Here is a 20315-nt window from a genome sequence, read left to right as displayed (position 1 = left end):
TAAAAGTAATAAATAAAACAACGTTTTGTCTAATTATTTTATCTTTATAGATTATAAATTATCATGCGTTTGCCCTGTAGATTTAACCTTGTATAATAAAAAAACGCTGAGGTAATTCCTCAGCGTTTCTCTATTTATATTCTTTCAGCGTAGATGATATAGTATCTTGGTGTAAACCATCTGAACATAGGTCGTATTCCCAGTTTTTTTATTGGGTGTGTCCACTTGTTCCTATCTAATATTTTATATCCTGCTTTTTCTATAAGCCAGTCTAATTGCCAAGGTTCGAACTCGTGATAATGCCTGTCTAGCATATCTGTTTTACTACGATATGCCGTACTAAACCATAGTCTCAAAGGGACTGATATCACTATCTTTTGAGCCTTACACGATTTAAGTATAGTATATGGATTCAGTAAATGTTCAACTATTTCGAATGCTGTCAGTACATTATATTCTGTGTTGATTAGAGTCGACTGATCTTCATCTAAATCTTCCCCAGAAGTATTCGAAACTTTATATCCATCCTCTTGCATTATCTTGGTGAGCGGATTTACTACTCCTAGATCTAATATTGTTGATTCTTTTGGGATATGTTTATTAACAAACTCCATTGTCTTGCGAAATCTTTTACTCGGATATGTTTTTTCGTACATAGTATTCTTAATAAGTTAATGCCTTGTGTTTAAGCAGTAACTGGCTTGTGTGATATTTTATTAACTATAATTGCAATAGCACCATCTCCCATAACGTTACAAGCTGTACCGAAACTGTCCATAGCAATATATAATGCAATCATTAAACTCTGTTGTTCTGTATCAAAACCTAAGATAGAGCTAAGTACTCCTAAAGAAGCCATAATTGCCCCTCCAGGTACACCAGGCGCTGCCACCATCGCTATTCCTAGCATAAATATAAAACCTACCATTAATGTAAAGTCTACATTTTGTCCTTGTACTAACATTAAAGCTATAGAACATGCAACTATCTTAAGGGTACTACCCGCCAAGTGAATAGTAGCACATAAAGGTATGGCAAATCCTGCTATTTTAGGGTCTACACCATTCTTTAAGGTATGTTCTAACGTCACTGGTATTGTTGCCGCAGATGATTGGGTACCAAGGGCTGTGAAATATGCAGGTAGCATATTTTTCATTAGTTTAAATGGGTTTTGTTTACTGATAGTTCCTGCAATAACGTATTGGAATACTAATACAAAGATATGTAACAAGAATATAACCCCTATTATTTTTATAAATGTATCAAGAACGATGAATACTTGACCATTATACGTCATGTTTAAAAATATACCGAATATGAAGAGCGGTAAGAAGGGAATTATAGCTTTATTGATGACTGACATTATGATTTCTTGAAAGTCGTTAAAAACACCTTCTAAATACTTGTAGTTGCCTTTTGATATTCCTATACCTAACATGAATGATATGATTAATGCACTCATTACATCAAACATAGGAGGCATTTCGATATTAAAATAAGGAGCTAAACTTTTAGTAGATTCGGTTATGTTTCCTAATTGTTCTGTTCTCAGGATAGAAGGAAAAGTCGCCATACTAACTCCATAGGAAATAAAACCAGCAAATAGGGTAGATCCATAAGCAATAGCTGTGGTAATCAGAAGTAGTTTACCTGCGTTTTTGCCTATATTACCAATAGCAGGAACGATAAGTCCTATGATGATAAGGGGAATAGCAAAGCCTAAGAAGCCTCCGAATACACTGTTAAAAGTGCTGAATATTCTACCTATGGATTCAGGTAGAAAATTACCTAACACACTACCTAATGCGATAGCAATAATAATCTGTACTAGCAGATTCTTTTTTAAGAATTTCATAATAAAATTAGTTGCGTTTGGGTAAAAGTAATAAAAAAAGCCTCAGAATGAACTGAGGCTTTTAATTATATTCTTAATAAGTTAAATGATTAACCTAAAGAAGCTCTTTTGAATCCAGTGATTTCAACGTTGAAACCTTTCACATAGTCAGAAACTTTTTTAGACTCATCTTTGATAAAGTTTTGGTCTAATAATGCTTTCTCTTGATCTAAAGTAGTGTTGTCACTGATAAAACGTTGGATTTTACCTGGTAAGATTCTATCCCAAATGTTTTCTGGTTTACCTTCAGCTTTTAATTCAGCTTTAGCATCTTCTTCCGCTTGTTTTAATACTTCTTCAGTAAGTTGAGCGTAAGAAATATATTGAGGTACATTTTTAAGTGTTTTACCTAAACGTACTAACTCTTCATTTTCTTTAACGATAACAGCGATACGAGCTTCAGTTTCTTTAGCTACGAATTCTGTATCAAAATCTTTGTAAGATAGAGTATCAGCACCCATAGAAGCAACTTGCATAGAAACGTCTTTAGCAATTTCGTCAGCTTTAGCTACTGCTTCTGATAAAGCAGTGATAGCAGCAATCTTGTTTCCGTGAACGTAAGAACCGATAAAAGCACCTTCTAATACTTCGAAAGCTCCGATTTCGATTTTCTCACCGATAACTCCAGTTTGCTCGATACATTTTTCAGCTACAGTCATAGTAGCATCAAATGGTGAAGCTAAGAATTCTTCTTTAGTGTTAAAGTTGATAGCTTTGTCAGCTAATTCTTTTGCTAAAGCTTGGAATCCTTCGTTTTTACCTACGAAGTCAGTTTCACAGTTTAAAGTAAGAACTACACCTCTAGTTTTGTCTGCATTAACTAAAGCTACAGCAGCCCCCTCGCTTGACTCACGGTCAGAACGGTTAGCAGCAACTTTTTGTCCTTTTTTACGTAGAACTTCGATAGCTTTATCGAAATCTCCTTCAGCTTCAACTAAAGCTTTTTTACAGTCCATCATTCCGGCACCTGTTTGTTGTCTTAGTTTATTTACTTCTGCAGCAGTAATATTTGCCATTTTAAAAGAGTATTAATGAGTTAATAAAAAAAAGTCGTTATCGACAGTGTATACAAATGTAGACAACTATCAGCATAACGACTTTATGATATTGTTAAAAAATTATGCGTTAGCAGCAGGAGCTTCTACTTTAGTAGCTTCTTCTTTTTCAGACTTTCTTTCTGCATTACCTTCGATAATAGCAGAAGTCACTAATGATAAAATTCTATCGATTGATTTAGAAGCATCATCGTTTGCTGGTATAACAAAATCAACTTGACGTGGGTCAGAGTTTGTATCAACCATAGCGAAGATCGGAATGTTTAATTTTTGAGCTTCTTTTATCGCAATGTGTTCAGCTTTAATATCTACAACAAATAGAGCTGCTGGTAGACGAGTCATGTCAGCAATAGAACCTAAGTTTTTCTCTAATTTTGCACGAAGACGTTCAACTTGTAAACGCTCTTTCTTAGAAAGAGTCATAAATGTACCGTCTTTTTTCATTCTATCGATTGATGCCATTTTTTTAACAGCTTTACGAATAGTAACGAAGTTTGTTAACATACCACCAGGCCATCTTTCAGTGATGTAAGGCATGTTAGCCGCAGCTGCTTTTTCAGCTACGATGTCTTTCGCTTGCTTTTTAGTTGCAACGAAAAGAATTTTTCTTCCTGATGCAGCGATCTTTTTCAAAGCTTCATTAGCTTCTTCTATTTTAGCTGCAGTTTTATATAGATTGATAATGTGAATACCATTACGCTCCATATAGATATAAGGAGCCATGTTTGGATCCCATTTTCTAGTCATGTGTCCAAAATGAACACCTGCTTCTAGTAAATCTTTTACTTCTACTTTGTTTGCCATTTTCTAATAGTTTACGTTCTGTTACTTTAGCAATAATCGAGTAGCAATAAATTGGTCTCAATTATTTAGATGCTAAACTACCTCTTACAGCATGTTGTAAGTGGGGCAACAAAAACCCAGATTTTTAATAATAAATAAATATTAACGTTTAGAGAATTGGAATCTCTTACGAGCTTTCTTCTGACCAAATTTCTTACGCTCAACCATACGAGGGTCACGAGTCAATAATCCTTCTGGTTTAAGAACACCTCTGTTCTCAACATCAAGTTCACACATTGCTCTAGCGATAGCCATACGCACTGCTTCTGCTTGTCCTGTTGTTCCTCCACCGTATACATTTACTTTGATGTCAAAGTTCTCAGCGTTCTCAGTCATTGTAAGAGGCTGTAATACTTTGTACTGTAATGTACCAGTTGGGAAATAAATTTTAAAATCTTTTTTGTTAACTGTGATGTTTCCTGTTCCTTCAGAAACATAAACACGAGCAACAGCGGTTTTTCTTCTACCGATTTTGTGAATAACTCCCATTACTTAATTTCGTTTAAATTAACGGCCTTAGGTTGTTGAGCTTCATGTTTGTGCTCAGAACCTACATTAACATTTAGGTTACGGAATAATTGTGCTCCTAATTTGTTTTTAGGCAACATTCCTTTTACTGCTTTCTCAACTAATAATGCAGGATTTTTTTGTTGCATTACTTTAGCAGTTAATGATCTTTGACCTCCTGGGTAACCAGTATGACGGATGTAAGTCTTGTCATCTAATTTGTTACCAGTTAGGTTGATTTTTTCTGCGTTGATAACGATTACGTTGTCTCCACAGTCTACGTGCGGTGTGTAATTTGTTTTGTGTTTACCTCTTAAAAGTACTGCAACTTTTGAAGCAAGACGTCCCAAATTTTGACCTTCAGCGTCAACAATTAACCACTCTTTTTGAGCAGTTGCTTTGTTAGCCGATACTGTCTTGTAGCTTAAACTTTCCACAATAAATTTGTATTTAATTAAACATTCCATTCCCAATTAAGGGAGTGCAAAAGTACAATTAATTCTGTACTTTACAAATTTCTACTTTCTTTTTTCGAAAATATTGGCGCTCAATTGTTTGACTAACAATCGTATCGGTATTCTTCTCTGCCTAGATATATGTGTTTTTTTAAAAGTGTTTTTCAAGATTATAGGGAAGTAGTTTTTTGTTTTATATGTTACATATAATATGTTGATATTTAATATATTGTGATGTTTTTTGTGGGTGTTTTAGGAATGTGTATAGTGCCTTTTTTAGTAAGGATTCATATTCTTTGGTTTGTTTCATGCTTTAATATGGACACTAAGAGCAAGCAATGATTCTGTAAGTTCTAGGTATACAGTTAAGAAAGATAGGATAATGGAGAGAATGGCAATTTTTTTTTGTTTAAATAGACAAACCCTAATACTAGGATTTATGCATATAGTATTAGGGTCTGTTATGTAGTGAGAATAACACCATTTCGTTAGATTCAGTATCTGATTAACAAAGTGATTCTCTATTTAGTTTAATTTGCTTAGGTCAGCATTAGTTTCTACTTCATAAGCAGATTTGTTTTGCTCAAAGATACGAGCACTTAGTTCACCTCTTAGTTTTATTGAATCACCTTTGACTTCTAACCAACTGCCTTCTCTAAGTCCTAATACTGGCTGAGTGTTAAACGCGTGAAATTCGTTGATACGTGTCTCTCTTGTTTCTCCCATGTGTGTAGATCCATCGATAGGGTCTAAATAGTGTGGGTTAAGGTTAAAAGAGACAAAACCAAATGTCTTAAATGATGGAGGGTATACGATAGGCATATCGTTAGTTGTTTCCATTGTCAACCCGCATATATTACTACCTGCACTACATCCTAGATAGGGAGTTCCATTATGTACCACTTCTTTTACAGCATCTAAAACATTTGTTCTATAGAGCTGTTGAACTAGTAAGAATGTATTGCCTCCTCCAGTGAATATGCCTTCTGCCTGGTGCACAGCTTCTATTGGGTTTTCATATTCGTGAATTCCTTTTACTTTTATATTTATTGTAGCAAATGCTTTGCGTACTTTATCTGTGTACTGATCATGAGTTATACCACTAGGACGAGCATAAGGTATAAATAGGAGTGTAGAGACCTCTTTAAAATGTTCTTTTAGGGTAGGTAAAAGATATTCTAAATAAGTACCATTGTATATAGTAGATGTACTAGCTATGATTAGATTCTTCATATAGATGATAATTTTTGTAAAAATAAGTCGTTTAGATATAACATTTGTTTTTTATCTAGCAAATGTTCACCTAACTAAACAAAACACTATAATGACTCACTATTTTAGACTATTATGTCTAGTTACACTATTGATATGTACCAATAGTTTAGCACAGGATAAAAAAAATATATTAAACGGTAAGCTAGTTACTCGCAATGGCAATTTAGATGGAATCGTTATTGCTAATGTAACGAAAGAGACTTCGGTTCTATCTGATAAGAAAGGCTATTTTACTATTGAATGCCAAGTTCTTGATACACTAAAATTTATTAGCTCTAACTATATTGAATACACCTATGTTATTAATGAATTAGATGTAAAGCTTAATCCCGTTCTCTTTCCTTTAGAGCCTATATTTACGATGAATAGTTTAGATGAAATCGTGATTACGAAGATCGATAGTGACGCTTTGGGGATCACAAATAAATATACAAGAAGACACACTCCTGCAGAACGCCAATTAAAAAAAGCTACAACAGGAGGAGGATTCATTCCTGTAGATCCTATTGTTAACTATTTTACAGGTAGAACCGGTATGCTTAAAAAAGCGTTGTCTTATGAACGGGAAGGATTTAGAATAGATAAGTTTTTAAATGCTGTTAGTGCTGAACGTCTTGAGAGGCATTACAGGATACCTCTTGATTATGTCGAAACGTTTGTGTATTATGCAGTAGCAAAACAGGATATTAAAGATATATTAAATGCAAAAATAGTAGATGTAAAATATCTAGAAATAAGCTTAACCCCTGTGGTTTTTGAATTTATGGAACTGATTAGCAAAGAAGAGAATTGATTATTAATTAAAGTAAGTGAATCATGCGTTGTATAAGATTATTCCTATTTATTACCATACTGATTTCTTCTTTAGGTGTCTTCGCTCAGGAAGAAATGAAAGTTTTGCATGGCAAAATAGTGACTCACGAAGGGAGTAAAGAAGGTGTGATGGTAATAAATGTTACTAGAGAAACATCTGTTCTATCAGATGATGCAGGATACTTTGATATTCATGGAAAAGATCGAGATGTCTTAAGGTTTATCAGTCCAATGTATTTATTATATATTTATGAGATTAAGAATACAGATTTTGAAAAAGACTTAGTTCTATTTCCATTGGAGAGAAATAAGAATGGGGAAGTTTTAGAAGAAATAATTATTACAAAGAGAAAAGATACATATAAAGGTCTTTTTAATTATGAATCAAAAGGACCATCTCCAGTAGAAAGACAGTTAGCCGCTGCTAACTCAGGTGTTATCATGTCATTGGTTAATCTAATTAATGGAAGGACAACTATGCTTAAAAAAGCTTTAGCTTATGAAAAAGAGTGGTTTAAGTTAGAGAAATTTTTAGATAATGTATCTAAGGAACGACTAGTTGCTCGTTATCACATACCCTACGATTATACGGAAGGATTTGCTTTATATGCTGTTCTTAATAGCGAGGTTAAGGCTGCATTAGATATTGCACCTGTGGATGTACATTATCTTGAGGAAATAATTGCCCCTATAGCTTCAGAATTTCTGGAATTGATCAGTCAAGAAGATAAAAAAGGTGTTAAATAATTAATTTGAATAATTTTCAGTAGAAGTATTCGTTCTAAGAAGACAGTTACCTTTTAACCCTGACTTAGCATTAGCCAAATACTATAAAGTAATTCTAAGAAAGATATATTAAGAGCTCTTTAGTCATATTGTGCTTAAGTCTATTGTGAATAATTGCATTTTGTTTATTCGTTTATGACGTATTTTAGGCTCGTTTAGATTTTGTTGCGAGCTACTTTTATTAAGTATTCCTAAGCTTAAAAAACAAGATGCTATAACGATAGTTTTAGACTAAGTGAAATGGAGATGACTTAGTATTAGTTTGCAATATGAAGTTACTGCAAAAGTAGGAATAGAAGTTAACCAACCACCTTATTAAAATTCACACTAAACATGAATGTTAAACACCTGCTATTTTGTATTTCTTTTTTTCTTTTTTATCACATAGGAAATGCACAAGAAAACAATACAGCTATACACGGAAGAATAATTACTCGAGAAGGAAGTAAAGAGGATATACTGATCACTAATACTACAAAGGGGAATTCTGTTATCTCTGACAAAACAGGTTATTTTGATATTGCCAGTGAATTGAGAGATACACTTAAGTTTACTAGTCCTTTCTACATAGAATATACTTATGTGGTCAATGAATTAGATCTTAAACGAAACCCTGTGCTATTTCCATTAGAACAATTGTATACCATGAATCAGCTGAATGAAATTGTTATTACTAAGTATGATGGGGGTTCATTAGGACTATTTGATGGAATGGGAAAGAAATATACTCCTGCGGAACGCAAATTAAGGTTTGCAAAATCTGGAATTGTAGAACCTCTCTATAATTGGCTATCAGGACGAACATCTATACTTAAGAAAAGTTTGGAGTATGAGAGAGAAGGCTTTAGGGTAGATAAGTTTTTGGATGTTATTAGCAACGTACGATTAATAAATTATTTTAAAATACCTGCTGATTACACAGAAAGTTTTGTGTATTATGCAATTACAAAAGAGGAAGTGAAAGAATTATTAAACTCTAATCTTGTTGATTCTAAAGCTTTAGAACGTGTGATTACTCCTATTGTATTTGAATATTTAGACATGCTTGATAATAAGTCAAAATAGCATTATAGAGCATGAAGAGATTTAATAATATAAAACTGTTTCTTGTTGACTTTCCATTTGATAAAGAGTCAAGAATGTAATACTGCTACACATTGTGATGTTGTTAGTATAGAAGGGAGTAATAAAGAATTGTTCATAAGTAATATCCTAGTAGTATGATAAAATAAACTTATTTAACATAAGTTTGGAGGCGTAAAATTTGTGCATTATTTAGAATAGAATATTTTTACAGCAATAATTGAAGAATGATGAGATTTTTTATAGCTTTTTTAATGATATTAAATGTTTTTGTAGCATTTGGTCAGGAAAGGAAGATGATAGATGGTAAAGTTGTATCTAGTACAAAGAGATTAGAGGGAATCTATGTAGCAAATATCAATACAGGAGAGTCATTTATGACAAAACCAGGTGGATATTTTCGTTTAAAAGCACAAGAAAATGATACACTGATGTTTGCAGGTGCTTTGTTTTTAGGCTACCGACATAAATTAGATGAAATCGACTTTAAGAGAGATGTTGTTTTAATTCCTTTAGAACCCAATTCTCTTTATTATGAATTGGATGAAATAGTAATTACTAAAATAACAGCAGAATCTCTAGGATTAGTACCCAAAGGGACAAAAGTAAGAACTCCTGCTGAAAGGAAGATCTATACAGCAACCACAGGAAGTGGATTAATCTCAGTAGATGCTGTTGTTAACATGATTTCTGGGCGAACAAAAATGCTTAAAAAAGCCTTAGCCTATGAAAGACAAGAGAGTAGAAAAGACAGATTCTTGAATATAATGTCTGATGAAAAATTAATTAAAGATTATAGTATTCCTAAAGATTATATCAATGGATTTGCATATTATGTAGCTACAGATGAGCTAATGTCTTCTTACTTGAGTGTTACAAATCCTGATGCAAATAAAGTAAAAAGTCGTACAGGTGAACTTGCCCTCTACTTTATCGAACTTATAAGTCAAAAAGAACTTGAAGTAGGAAAGCAGGCTAAGTTAGAATAGTTTAACACATGCTTTATGCGAAAATCTACGTGAGAATTTAATAAACTTCGTAGATTTGTAATCTTATAAATTATAAAAACCATACTATGTTTGGAATAGGCGGAGGTGAAATATTTTTCATTATATTAATTATCTTGATGTTATTTGGTTCTGATAAGGTGCCAGAGATGGCACGTGCGTTTGGTAAATTTATGGCACAAGTAAAGAATGCTACGAATGATATCAAACACGAAATTAATAAAAGTGCAGAAGAATCAGGTATTAAGAAAGAGATTACCGAAACTTTTGATATGGATGTTAACCCTTTAAAAGATATCAATCCATTACAGGATATACAGAACGAAGTAGAAAAACAAAAAGAAGATATCGAGAGTATCACTGGACCTATTAAAAGACAGATGTAATGATAGAATCAATTATACAATCAGATAAAGAATTATTAGTCTATCTTAATAATCTAGGAAGTGCTAGTTATGATGCATTTTGGTTGTTTATTACTAAACAATTAAATTGGATGCCTTTTTATCTACTATTGTTATATCTAGTATATAAGAAGGTTTCTCTAAAAACATTGGGTATAGTATTACTTGTTATCGCTGGATTAATTGCCTTTACAGATCAATTTACTAATCTTGTTAAGAGGTATTTTGCTAGACCTAGACCCTGTAATACGGAGGATATTCAAGCATTGTTGCGAATAGTAAAATGTAGCGATACAAATAGTTTTTTCTCTGGACATGCTTCTAACTCTACGGCTACGATGGTGTTCTTATTCTTTTTATTGAGAAGGTATTATAAGTATACATTCTTTGTATTTATATTTCCATTAGTATTTGCCTATAGTCGAATCTATCTATCACTGCACTTCCCAGGAGATATAGTTGTAGGTATGTGTGCAGGGACAATTACTGGAACATTATTCTACCAACTATTTAAATGGTTAGAACGAAAATATAAGTTAGTTTAAAAATTATAAAAAAAGGCTTAACATCAGTGTGTTAAGCCTTTTTTTATTATAATACTCTAGATACTGTCAGTCCATCTCTGATCGGTAGAAGTATAGTCTCTACACGTGGATCTTCTTTCAGTAGCTTGTTATATTGATCTATTTCTATAGTAGCTCTATCGTTCCACTTAATTTCTTCGACTACCTTACCTGACCATAATACGTTGTCAGAAAGGATAATTCCTCCCTTGTTCATCTTCTCTATAATAAGGTGAAAGTAGTTCGTGTAGTTTTTCTTATCTGCATCTAAAAACACCAAATCAAACTTCTTATCTAACGTAGGGATGATATCTAATGCACTCCCTAAATGCTGTCTGATCTGATCTCCGTGACCTGATAGATCAAAGTATTTACGTTGAAATTCTACTAGTTCTTCGTTTACATCTATTGTGTCTATCGTACCATCAGCTCTTAGTCCTTCAGCTAGGCTAAGTGTTGCATACCCTGTGAATGTACCTACTTCTAATATATGCAGAGGGTTTACTAACTTTGAAATCATACTTAAAAATCGACCTTGAAAATGTCCACTAAGCATCCTAGGTTGCAATACTTTTTGGTAGGTTTCCTTATCTAATTTTGCTAGTAATTCAGGCTCATTCTCTGAATGCATAGCTGCGTAATCTTCTAATTCTGGTGATATAAAGTGCATAGTCGTAATTCAAATCTAATTTTAAAAGTGCAAATATAATCCTAGATTAAACGTCTGCCAAATACTGCTTTGATTTTCTGTATTTTAGTTCTTTCATTAGCTTTATCTTGATTTAGGGTTAAATTACATCTCTCTGCTACCTCCCATTCTATAGAATTTAAGAAAATATGAACTACTTTTTTTATTTTCTCTTCATTATAGCTCTATTTACTTTCAAAATATCCATTGCATATCTCTTTTTTTTTGAAAAACTATCCCATTATAGCCTTAAATAGCATAATTCTAAAAAAATAGCATATGTTTTTTTGGAACAACAAATATGCTTAAATAGTTGTTTTTAAATTAGTTAATTTATTTTTAGTTGATTAAGTCTATTTCTACTAGTTCTCTCAACCCCAGTGGGAATCAGTATTAATAGCGAGTTGCTCGACAGTTACTCGAGTATTCGCCGTAGATAGTCGCTCTCAGAAAGATTAGTCGAGTAATGGTTCTCGTATTGATACGCAATCTACGACTAGTTGAGAAATGGTATTAAGTAGGAGGAAGAATAATAAGTGAAGAGTATGAGAAATAAAAATTAACACTTCCTCTAGTTTTAGAGTTTTATTTTTCTAATTTTATAAGAACCAATTATTTAAACTATTATGAGGATATTAAAGAAGATTCTGAAGTGGCTGGCTATTGTTATAGTATTAATCGTTGCTTTGGCTTATATATTTAAGGTGGATTATTTATTCACTGCGGTGCGTACTGTTTACTTTAATGGGTATAAGACTGCATTCTTAGATGATTATAAATACTTTCCAACTAGAGAGATTAAAAATGACGTGGGGCAACCGTGGGCATTTACGAAGGATTATAATACAGTGAAGGCGAGTGATAGTTTAGAGAAGACACATAAAGAGTTACAGTCTATCGCGTATATGGTGATTAAGAATGATAGTATCTTCTATGAGGCATATTATGATGGGTATGATAAGGATTCTTATAGCAACTCGTTCTCGATGGCTAAAAGTGTGGTGTCTGCTGTACTTGGTAAGGCGTTGCAGAGAGGAGAGATTAAGAGCTTAGATCAGAAAGTAATTGAGTTTTTACCGGAGTTAAAAGGAAAATATAAGGACGAGTTGACAGTAGGGGATTTGTCTTCTATGTCGTCAGGTTTAGATTGGGATGAGGCATATTACAGTCCGTTCTCTATTGTGACTAGAGCTTATTTTGACAAAGATTTGAGAGGAGTGATGCTTGGCTTAGAGATTAAGGATAAGCCGGGACAAGAGTTTATTTATAAAAGTGGAGATACTGAGCTGTTAACGATGGTACTGGAGAAAGCTACAGGTAAGTATATGACGGATTATGTGTCAGAATACTTCTGGAAACCGATGGGAGCTGAGAACCCTGCGTTATGGCAGTTAGACCATAAAGGGGATGGAGTAGAGAAGTCTTATTGCTGCTTTACGAGTAATGCTCGTGACTTCGCTAGATTTGGTAAATTATATAAAGACCATGGAATGTGGAATGGGGTGCAGATATTAGATCAGTCATTTGTAGATAAATCAGTGACACCGCGCTTTAAGAATTCTCCTGAGTATGGTTACGGCTGGTGGATGGTGAATCATAAAGGGCAAGACTTCTTCTATATGCGTGGACATTTAGGTCAGTTCGTGATTGTGTCTCCTAAAGACAATGTGATTATCGTACGTCTCGGACACTTTAAAGGGGTACAGACAGACACAGATCCTCATAGTAATGATCTGTATACCTATATAGATGAGGCGTATAATATGTTAGCGCAAAGAAAATAAGCTATGCTAAGAAATCTTGTATTAGAACATTTGCTGTTTTTTGATATAGAGACTGTACCTGTATGCGAATATTTTGATGGCTTAGATGAAGAGATGCAGGGTTTGTTTGATACCAAGACAGCTTATCAACGCAAAGATGGTCAGACTGCAAGTGAGTTTTATGAGCGAGCAGGGATTTGGGCAGAGTTTGGTAAGGTGGTTTGTATCTCTGTGGAGTACTTCACTTATAAGAATGGCGATAGACAGTTTAGGGTAACTTCTTTCTCTGGGGAGGAAGCTACTTTGTTGACAGAGTTTGGTGTTTTACTTGATACTCATTTTAATGATCCTACTTACGTATTATGTGGACATAATATCAAGGAGTTTGATGTCCCATTTGTGGTGAGGCGTATGTTGATTAATGGGGTTAAAATCCCCAATAAGTTGTGTATAATTGGGAAGAAGCCCTGGGAGGTAAATCATCTAGATACCATGGAGTTATGGAAAGTTGGAGATTATAAAAATTTCACTTCTTTGAAGCTTTTGACTAGAATATTGAATATTCCATCGCCAAAAGACGATATTGATGGTAGTGAAGTGGCTAAAGTGTACTATGAGGATAAAGATATCGATAGAATCATTGTGTATTGTGAGAAGGATGTAGTAGCGGTGGCACAGGTTTTGCTTAGGTTTAAGAGAGAGGAACTATTAAGTAAAGAGGAGATATTATCTATCTAGGTTAATAATTGGTTAAAAAATACAGGTTAGCATTTGGTGTTAAAATATATTTTTCCTATTTTTGACTATAAATAAAGATATAATCATGCAAATAATTTATTCAAATACGTTTTATTCTATAAAGTTATCAGTCTTATGTAAGGCTATGTCTTTTGTGGTATAAGGTTTTTGAATAAAATAATAATATTTATTAAGCCTCTGTACCTCTACAGGGGCTTTTTTTTTAATAATAATATAAAGAACAGAGTAATGAATTTAGTCATTAAGCATATAACGCCAACTTCGTATAAGGGAATTTGTTTTCCTGTGCGTTCGATGTGGACATATGTGACCAAGAGTGATGGCTTGTTTTGATTATACTGTTTTTGTATGTAACAATAAATAAGAAAGTCCTTTTGGTATGTGAATACTAAAAGGACTTTTTTTATAAACACAATTTTAAATAATAAGAAGTAATGGGAAACAAAGTTTTAAAAGTATTGGGGTTTTCAGTTAGAGAGCAACAATTCGCTGTGAAGACAGCTAACTACTCTTTCACAGTGAAAGATGGTAGAGAATTAGTGAGAGATGTCAATGCTGATTCTGGGGAATTATTATTAGCTAAGTTGGCTGGTAGTATCCATGCTGTGGGTAATCTTATCGGTAATACATTAGGGTTAAACCTTAAGTCAATCCAAGTAGAAGTATCTGGAGAGATTAAGGCGGATGATGTAGATAAAGCAAACTTCTATGAGTTTAACAAAGTAGAGGTAGTGGTAAAGCCTACGTCTGAGGCATCAATAGTGTTGCTAAAGGAATGGATCGATGCTGTGAAATTAGCATGCCCAATGTTCGCCAATTTTAACGCAAAAACTCCTACTATCGTTACGTTAGTAAAGGAATATGATCAAGTAAAAGTAGCTTAATATGCATATATGTTCCATAAAGATTGTGATATAGTATGTCTGTATAATTAGTTTATTAGATAGCAGACACTATATCACAATTATTATATATTTTTGTTATTCAAGCGAGATAGCTGAATAGACAAAATGAGAGAACAGACACCCATATTATCAGTAAAGGATTTACAGATTGATTTTCTGAAAGAGAAAACATGGAATACGATTATCAAAAAGAGTTCTTTTGATATCTATCCAAATGAAATACTCGGTGTAGTAGGGGAGTCAGGATCTGGTAAATCAGTTACATCACTTGCATTAATGGGGCTATTGCCCAGAGAGATTTCTCAGATAGCGTCAGGTAATATTATTTTCGAAGGAAAGGATATTACACATTATACTGATAAAGAGTTTCGCTTACTTCGTGGAGCTCAAATATCAATGATATTCCAAGAACCGATGAGTGCTCTTAATCCCTCTATCACGTGTGGGGAACAGGTAGCAGAAATACTACGTGAACACCTATCCCTTAAAGGTAAAAGCTTAAAAGAAGAAGTTTTGCGCTTATTCGATAAAGTGAAATTACCTAATCCAAATCAAGTTTATAGTAAATATCCACATCAGATATCTGGTGGTCAGAAGCAGAGAGTTATGATCGCTATGGCTGTGGCGTGTAAGCCTAAGGTATTAATAGCAGATGAACCTACGACTGCATTAGATGTGACGGTACAGAATGAAATTATCAATCTATTAAAGGATTTGCAAAAGGATAATAAGATGAGTATCTTATTTATCTCACATGATTTAAATTTAGTATCTTCTATCAGTGACCGTATACTGGTGATGTATAAAGGTGATATCGTAGAACAAGGGGATGCAGCAGCAGTGTTTAATCATCCTCAAGATATATATACAAAGGCTTTAGTCGCTTCTCGTCCTTCACTTACAGAACGCTTAAGAAGATTATCTACGATAGGAGACTTTCTGAATAAGAATGTGGTAAAAGAAATAGTAACGAAAGAGGATAGGCAAAGTAAGCTAAACACAATATATAGTAAGGCTCCTTTGTTAGAAATAAGAAATGTCTTTAAGGATTATGTGATTAATGGAGGATTATTTAAAAAGGGAGTATTTCACGCTTTGCAAGATATTAACTTTAATGTTTATGAAGGTGAAACATTAGGATTAGTAGGAGAGAGTGGTTGTGGTAAATCTACTTTGGGTAATGTGATTCTGCAGTTAGATAGAGCAACTAAAGGGCAGATCTTTTATAAAGGACATGATATTACGAAGCTTTCAGCTAGAGAATTTAGAGTGTTTAGAAAGGATATACAAATCATATTTCAAGATCCTTATTCTTCATTGAACCCTAGACTTACAGTAGGGCAGGCTATTATGGAACCTATGAAAGTACACAAGATAGGAAGTAATGATGCTGATCGAAGAGAGAAAGTAATAGAAATACTACATCGCGTAGGATTAGACGAAACGGTGTTTAATAGATATCCACACGAATTCTCTGGAGGACAAAGACAGCGTATCGGTATCGCTAGAACGATAGCAGTACAGCCTAAACTTATCATCTGTGATGAGTCTGTCTCTGCCTTAGATATCTCCGTACAAGCACAAGTACTGAATTTACTTAATGACTTAAAGGATAATTATAACTTCACATATATCTTTATTTCACACGATCTGTCTGTGGTGAAGTATATGTCAGATAATGTGATGGTGATGAATAAGGGTAGAATAGAAGAAATAGGAGAGGCAGATGAATTATACGCTAACCCAAAGACACCATATACGCAGGGATTGATCAGTTCGATTCCTCAGTAAGAGATAAAAGTAAAGGCTCCTTATTATGGGAGCCTTTATTATTTCTGTTAGTTATATCCCGAGTAGGGTACTTCTTGTTCTAAGAAGTTAATACCGTAATTCTCGAGTTCTTTTAAGATGGGTTCATACACATCTTCTGTGATTGGCATTTGAACACCTGGATTCGTGATAATCCCTTTTAATATCTTCAGTGTGGCAATGGCTACTGGTAAACCTACTGTTTTTGCCATAGCAGTATAGACTTGGTTATCACCTATGCAGACCATCGTTGAATCAATCTGCTTATTTTCGCCTTTTAGTTCGTAGCCTATTTTGTGATACATCACAATCATATCTTTGTCATCAGGACTTAGTGTCCATGAATCTCCTAATATCTTTTCTAATATTTGTGCAGGAGAGGCGTCTTTAAGACCGATTTTTTTAGTTGGATTAAATAAGTCAAGCTCTAATAACTTATCCCACATGATGTCATCTTGGTCAATACCTAGAGCTAATCGGAGTTTCGTTTCTACAGTGTCAGTAGGATGGTAAGGTAAGTAAGAGTTAATAAACTCTCTGTAGGTCATCTGTTCTGAATTATCTATCTTGTATGTGTCGTCAGTAATACCTAATTCCACGAATAAATTCCATGCTCTAGAGTATCCAACTCTTCTGATAGTACCTCTAAATATTGTTCTGGCATCATTTAAACCATAAATATCTTTATACTTTAAAGAATCTCTGTTTGCGTAAGCTTCAAATTTGCCATACCCTTCGACGTTAAGAAACTCTGTTCGTCTAAATACTTTATTGTAAGGAATGTATTTGTATTGTCCTTCTTGTAAAAATTTGGCTGCACTACCTTGTCCAGCAAGAACAACATTGCGAGGGTTCCAAGTGAATTTATAGTTCCAAAGGTTGTTGTCAGATTCTGGAGCAATTAATCCACCACAGAAAGATTCGAATGAAGTGACTTTTCCACCTTTATATTCGATCTCATGGATGATTTTCATCGCACTCATGTGATCAATACCAGGATCTAGACCTATTTCATTCATAAAGATTAGGTTATTGGCAGTGACTTCTTCGTTTAATTCTTGCATAGCAGGGCTGATGTATGATGCCGTTACCATGTGTTTTTTATACTTTACACAGTCTTTTGCTAGTTCTATGTGTAGTGTAGCAGGTAACATTGATACTACTATATCTGCCTTCTGCACTAAAGTTTGTCGTTCCACTTCGTTGTGTAGGTCAAAAGCGATGGCAGTAGCATTCGGATGGTTCATTGCTTTCTGTTTGGCTGACTCAATTGATAAGTCACCGATAGTTAAATGTAAATTCTCTTGTTCTGATTTATCTAAGAGATACTTGATTAATGAAGAGCTAGATCTACCAGCGCCTACTATTAAAATTTCTTTAGTCATAATATTCTAGTTGGTAATCTAATATACGAAATTTGAGTTTTAAGAAAATGAAAAAATTGTATAAAAATATTAATGTGCTATGTAAGTGATAATTTGTATATTTGAAAGAAAAATAAATGGGACGTAAAGTAGTATTTATCGCGGCATTAATCGGAGCAATTGGTATTATGTTAGGAGCATTTGGAGCTCATGGGCTAAAGAAAGTTGTTTCAGAAGCACAGGTTCTAACTTTCGAGACAGGTGTACGTTACCAAATGTACCATGCCTTTTTTTTACTTTTTATTGGAATGAGCAGTTATTTTTCAGACAAGACTAAAAAAACAGTTATGTATCTGGTTTTGTTTGGGATATTGTTTTTCTCCGGATCGATCTATCTTTTAACCTTTAAAGATTTGATTACTATTAACTTAAGATTTATTGGACCTATTACTCCTATTGGAGGCTTATTGTTTATTATAGCATGGTTATATGCTGGTATACAGGCTTATAAGTGTAAAGGCACTATTTAATAACTCTTTTGTACATTTATATTTTAAATTTATTTCTAAGTTTGCAAACAAATTAATACACAACCTAAATAATGAAAATGGATATTTCTGAATCAATTTCACTGGAAAAATATGGTATTAAAGATGTTGTAGAGGTAGTTTACAATCCTTCATACGACGTTTTATTTAATGAAGAAACAAACCCAAGCTTAACTGGGTATGATAAAGGAGTGGTAACTGAGCTAGGTACAGTTAACGTAATGACTGGAGAATTTACAGGACGTTCTCCTAAAGATAAATACATTGTTAAGGATTCAGTTACAGAAAATACTGTATGGTGGAATTCACCAGAGTCTCCAAATGACAATAAACCAATCGACAACAAAACTTGGAATGCCTTAAAAGAAAACACTGTAGAGCAGTTATCTGGAAAGAGATTATTCGTTGTTGATGCATTTTGTGGTGCAAACGAGAATACTCGTTTAAAAGTAAGATTCATTATGGAAGTTGCGTGGCAAGCGCACTTCGTAACAAATATGTTTATCCGTCCAACTAAAGAAGAGTTAGCTAACTTCGGTGAGCCAGACTTCGTAGTAATGAACGGATCTAAAACGACATTCAAAAACTTTAAGGATTACGGATTAAACTCTGAAGTATATGTAGCATTTAACTTGACTGAAAAAATACAAGTTATCGGAGGTACATGGTACGGAGGAGAGATGAAAAAAGGATTGTTCGCTATGATGAACTATTACTTACCATTAAAAGGAATGGCTGCTATGCACTGTTCAGCTAATAAAGGTAAAGATGGTGATGTAGCTGTATTCTTTGGTTTATCAGGTACTGGTAAAACTACTTTATCAACAGATCCAAAACGTGAACTAATCGGTGATGATGAGCACGGATGGGATGATGAGGGAGTATTTAACTTTGAAGGAGGATGTTATGCTAAAACTATTAGTTTAAGCAAAGAAAATGAGCCAGATATTTATGGAGCTATTCGTCGTGACGCTTTATTAGAAAACGTTACAGTAGATGCTAATGGTATCATTGACTTCAATGATGGATCAGTTACGCAAAATACACGTGTATCTTACCCAATCGAACATATTGAAAATATTGTTAAGCCTGTGTCTAAAGCTGGACATGCGACTAAAGTTATCTTCTTAACAGCAGATGCTTTCGGTGTAATGCCTCCAGTTTCTAAATTGACTCCAGAGCAAACTAAATATTACTTCTTATCAGGATTTACAGCTAAGTTAGCTGGTACTGAGCGTGGAGTAACTAAGCCAGAGCCTACATTCTCTGCATGTTTTGGTAAAGCATTCTTATCTCTACACCCAACTCAATACGGTGAAGAATTAGTTAAGAAGATGGAAGAGCACAACGCTACAGCTTATATGGTAAACACTGGATGGAATGGTACTGGAAAACGTATCTCTATCAAAGATACTAGAGCTATCATTGATCGTATCTTAGATGGTTCTATTGAGAACGCTGAGACTACTATCGTTCCTATTTATAACTTCGCTGTACCAACAGCATTAGAAGGAGTAGATACAAACATTTTAGATCCTCGTAATACTTATGCAGATGCTTCTGAATGGGAAACAAAAGCACAAGACTTAGCCACTTTATTTATTGAGAACTTTAATTTGTACTCAAATAATGCTGAAGGTAAAGCTTTAGTAGCAGCAGGACCACAGTTATAATAATAGTATATTTATATAATAAAAAGGAGATGATTAATCATCTCCTTTTTTTGTTCATACCAGTAAAGTATTGATATAAAAAAACCTCCTTATTAGGGAGGTTTTATATATGAAGTAAGTT

At 33.8% G+C, this 20315-nt stretch carries 21 protein-coding genes; 12 read left to right on the top strand and 9 right to left on the bottom strand.

Annotation, left to right across the window (positions count from 1 at the left end):
* Positions 1-134: 134 nt before the first annotated feature.
* The 7 genes from LNQ81_RS03945 to pepE all read right to left on the bottom strand — a co-directional run bounded on the left by LNQ81_RS03945 (position 135) and on the right by pepE (position 5987).
* Positions 135-614: a methyltransferase gene (locus LNQ81_RS03945; RefSeq protein WP_229949230.1), complete on the bottom strand. Its 480-nt coding sequence runs from the start codon at positions 612-614 to the stop codon at positions 135-137.
* A 71-nt stretch (positions 615-685) separates the two neighbouring features.
* Positions 686-1855, bottom strand: a complete 1170-nt coding sequence (locus LNQ81_RS03940) for a dicarboxylate/amino acid:cation symporter (RefSeq protein ID WP_229944874.1) — start codon at positions 1853-1855, stop codon at positions 686-688.
* Between the two features lie 89 nt (positions 1856-1944).
* Positions 1945-2910 (bottom strand): translation elongation factor Ts, encoded by a 966-nt coding sequence (gene tsf / locus LNQ81_RS03935; RefSeq protein ID WP_229944873.1) that lies wholly within the window; start codon positions 2908-2910, stop codon positions 1945-1947.
* 102 nt (positions 2911-3012) lie between these two features.
* On the bottom strand, positions 3013-3753 hold the full coding sequence (gene rpsB, locus LNQ81_RS03930) for a 30S ribosomal protein S2 (RefSeq protein ID WP_229944872.1): 741 nt from the start codon (positions 3751-3753) through the stop codon (positions 3013-3015).
* A 141-nt stretch (positions 3754-3894) separates the two neighbouring features.
* The gene (gene rpsI / locus LNQ81_RS03925; RefSeq protein WP_229944871.1) at positions 3895-4281 is read right to left on the bottom strand and encodes a 30S ribosomal protein S9; all 387 of its coding nucleotides are present in this window, start codon (positions 4279-4281) and stop codon (positions 3895-3897) included.
* Entirely contained in the window at positions 4281-4736 is a 456-nt protein-coding gene (rplM, locus tag LNQ81_RS03920; RefSeq protein ID WP_229944870.1) for a 50S ribosomal protein L13, read from the bottom strand. The genes rpsI and rplM overlap by 1 nt, the downstream gene beginning before the upstream one ends.
* A 543-nt stretch (positions 4737-5279) precedes the next feature.
* Positions 5280-5987 (bottom strand): dipeptidase PepE, encoded by a 708-nt coding sequence (gene pepE, locus LNQ81_RS03915; protein WP_229944869.1) that lies wholly within the window; start codon positions 5985-5987, stop codon positions 5280-5282.
* A 91-nt stretch (positions 5988-6078) separates the two neighbouring features.
* On the opposite strand from pepE, the gene LNQ81_RS03910 reads away from it, so the two are divergent.
* The 6 genes from LNQ81_RS03910 to LNQ81_RS03885 all read left to right on the top strand — a co-directional run bounded on the left by LNQ81_RS03910 (position 6079) and on the right by LNQ81_RS03885 (position 10667).
* Positions 6079-6822 (top strand): hypothetical protein, encoded by a 744-nt coding sequence (locus LNQ81_RS03910; RefSeq protein WP_229944868.1) that lies wholly within the window; start codon positions 6079-6081, stop codon positions 6820-6822.
* Between the two features lie 23 nt (positions 6823-6845).
* Positions 6846-7589 (top strand): hypothetical protein, encoded by a 744-nt coding sequence (locus tag LNQ81_RS03905; protein ID WP_229944867.1) that lies wholly within the window; start codon positions 6846-6848, stop codon positions 7587-7589.
* Between the two features lie 372 nt (positions 7590-7961).
* The gene (locus tag LNQ81_RS03900; protein ID WP_229944866.1) at positions 7962-8693 is read left to right on the top strand and encodes a hypothetical protein; all 732 of its coding nucleotides are present in this window, start codon (positions 7962-7964) and stop codon (positions 8691-8693) included.
* Positions 8694-8938: 245 nt separating this feature from the next.
* Positions 8939-9700, top strand: coding sequence for a hypothetical protein (locus tag LNQ81_RS03895; RefSeq protein WP_229944865.1), 762 nt, complete (start codon positions 8939-8941; stop codon positions 9698-9700).
* 86 nt (positions 9701-9786) lie between these two features.
* A complete protein-coding gene (locus tag LNQ81_RS03890; RefSeq protein ID WP_229944864.1) occupies positions 9787-10104 on the top strand; it encodes a Sec-independent protein translocase subunit TatA/TatB in 318 nt (105 codons plus the stop codon).
* Entirely contained in the window at positions 10104-10667 is a 564-nt protein-coding gene (locus LNQ81_RS03885; protein WP_229944863.1) for a phosphatase PAP2 family protein, read from the top strand. Before LNQ81_RS03890 ends, LNQ81_RS03885 begins: the two co-directional genes overlap by 1 nt.
* A 46-nt stretch (positions 10668-10713) precedes the next feature.
* Here the strand turns inward: LNQ81_RS03885 and LNQ81_RS03880 are convergent, their stop codons facing one another.
* Positions 10714-11355: an O-methyltransferase gene (locus LNQ81_RS03880; protein WP_229944862.1), complete on the bottom strand. Its 642-nt coding sequence runs from the start codon at positions 11353-11355 to the stop codon at positions 10714-10716.
* A gap of 644 nt (positions 11356-11999) precedes the next feature.
* On the opposite strand from LNQ81_RS03880, the gene LNQ81_RS03875 reads away from it, so the two are divergent.
* The 4 genes from LNQ81_RS03875 (at position 12000) to LNQ81_RS03860 (ending at position 16591) form a co-directional block, all read left to right on the top strand.
* Complete coding sequence (locus LNQ81_RS03875; RefSeq protein WP_229944861.1) at positions 12000-13157, top strand: serine hydrolase domain-containing protein; 1158 nt, start codon at positions 12000-12002, stop codon at positions 13155-13157.
* A gap of 3 nt (positions 13158-13160) precedes the next feature.
* Positions 13161-13874 (top strand): 3'-5' exonuclease, encoded by a 714-nt coding sequence (locus LNQ81_RS03870; protein WP_229944860.1) that lies wholly within the window; start codon positions 13161-13163, stop codon positions 13872-13874.
* Positions 13875-14329: 455 nt separating this feature from the next.
* Entirely contained in the window at positions 14330-14779 is a 450-nt protein-coding gene (locus LNQ81_RS03865; protein WP_229944859.1) for an osmotically inducible protein OsmC, read from the top strand.
* A gap of 126 nt (positions 14780-14905) precedes the next feature.
* Positions 14906-16591, top strand: a complete 1686-nt coding sequence (locus LNQ81_RS03860) for an ABC transporter ATP-binding protein (RefSeq protein ID WP_229944858.1) — start codon at positions 14906-14908, stop codon at positions 16589-16591.
* A gap of 47 nt (positions 16592-16638) precedes the next feature.
* Here the strand turns inward: LNQ81_RS03860 and LNQ81_RS03855 are convergent, their stop codons facing one another.
* Complete coding sequence (locus tag LNQ81_RS03855; protein WP_229944857.1) at positions 16639-17994, bottom strand: saccharopine dehydrogenase family protein; 1356 nt, start codon at positions 17992-17994, stop codon at positions 16639-16641.
* Positions 17995-18110: 116 nt separating this feature from the next.
* Between LNQ81_RS03855 and LNQ81_RS03850 the strand changes: the two genes are divergently transcribed.
* Both LNQ81_RS03850 and pckA read left to right on the top strand, forming a co-directional pair.
* On the top strand, positions 18111-18503 hold the full coding sequence (locus LNQ81_RS03850; RefSeq protein WP_229944856.1) for a DUF423 domain-containing protein: 393 nt from the start codon (positions 18111-18113) through the stop codon (positions 18501-18503).
* Positions 18504-18580: 77 nt separating this feature from the next.
* A complete protein-coding gene (gene pckA / locus LNQ81_RS03845; protein ID WP_229949228.1) occupies positions 18581-20194 on the top strand; it encodes a phosphoenolpyruvate carboxykinase (ATP) in 1614 nt (537 codons plus the stop codon).
* Positions 20195-20315: the final 121 nt, after the last annotated feature.

The organism is Myroides oncorhynchi (assembly GCF_020905415.1).
Classification (GTDB): Bacteria; Bacteroidota; Bacteroidia; order Flavobacteriales; family Flavobacteriaceae; genus Flavobacterium; species Flavobacterium oncorhynchi_A.
This window is presented reverse-complemented; position numbering and strand designations above follow the sequence as displayed.

Bases quoted from the DNA above. Each gene is read 5' to 3' on its own strand.
- LNQ81_RS03850 (WP_229944856.1), top strand. From the start codon at position 18,111: ATGGGACGTAAAGTAGTATTTATCGCGGCATTAATCGGAGCAATTGGT.
- LNQ81_RS03885 (WP_229944863.1), top strand. From the start codon at position 10,104: ATGATAGAATCAATTATACAATCAGATAAAGAATTATTAGTCTATCTT.
- pckA (WP_229949228.1), top strand. From the start codon at position 18,581: ATGGATATTTCTGAATCAATTTCACTGGAAAAATATGGTATTAAAGAT.
- LNQ81_RS03940 (WP_229944874.1), bottom strand. From the start codon at position 1,855: ATGAAATTCTTAAAAAAGAATCTGCTAGTACAGATTATTATTGCTATC.
- LNQ81_RS03870 (WP_229944860.1), top strand. From the start codon at position 13,161: ATGCTAAGAAATCTTGTATTAGAACATTTGCTGTTTTTTGATATAGAG.
- LNQ81_RS03900 (WP_229944866.1), top strand. From the start codon at position 7,962: ATGAATGTTAAACACCTGCTATTTTGTATTTCTTTTTTTCTTTTTTAT.
- LNQ81_RS03875 (WP_229944861.1), top strand. From the start codon at position 12,000: ATGAGGATATTAAAGAAGATTCTGAAGTGGCTGGCTATTGTTATAGTA.
- LNQ81_RS03865 (WP_229944859.1), top strand. From the start codon at position 14,330: ATGGGAAACAAAGTTTTAAAAGTATTGGGGTTTTCAGTTAGAGAGCAA.
- LNQ81_RS03890 (WP_229944864.1), top strand. From the start codon at position 9,787: ATGTTTGGAATAGGCGGAGGTGAAATATTTTTCATTATATTAATTATC.
- LNQ81_RS03880 (WP_229944862.1), bottom strand. From the start codon at position 11,355: ATGCACTTTATATCACCAGAATTAGAAGATTACGCAGCTATGCATTCA.
- LNQ81_RS03910 (WP_229944868.1), top strand. From the start codon at position 6,079: ATGACTCACTATTTTAGACTATTATGTCTAGTTACACTATTGATATGT.
- LNQ81_RS03860 (WP_229944858.1), top strand. From the start codon at position 14,906: ATGAGAGAACAGACACCCATATTATCAGTAAAGGATTTACAGATTGAT.
- rpsB (WP_229944872.1), bottom strand. From the start codon at position 3,753: ATGGCAAACAAAGTAGAAGTAAAAGATTTACTAGAAGCAGGTGTTCAT.
- LNQ81_RS03855 (WP_229944857.1), bottom strand. From the start codon at position 17,994: ATGACTAAAGAAATTTTAATAGTAGGCGCTGGTAGATCTAGCTCTTCA.
- LNQ81_RS03895 (WP_229944865.1), top strand. From the start codon at position 8,939: ATGATGAGATTTTTTATAGCTTTTTTAATGATATTAAATGTTTTTGTA.
- tsf (WP_229944873.1), bottom strand. From the start codon at position 2,910: ATGGCAAATATTACTGCTGCAGAAGTAAATAAACTAAGACAACAAACA.
- LNQ81_RS03945 (WP_229949230.1), bottom strand. From the start codon at position 614: ATGGAGTTTGTTAATAAACATATCCCAAAAGAATCAACAATATTAGAT.
- pepE (WP_229944869.1), bottom strand. From the start codon at position 5,987: ATGAAGAATCTAATCATAGCTAGTACATCTACTATATACAATGGTACT.
- LNQ81_RS03905 (WP_229944867.1), top strand. From the start codon at position 6,846: ATGCGTTGTATAAGATTATTCCTATTTATTACCATACTGATTTCTTCT.
- rpsI (WP_229944871.1), bottom strand. From the start codon at position 4,281: ATGGGAGTTATTCACAAAATCGGTAGAAGAAAAACCGCTGTTGCTCGT.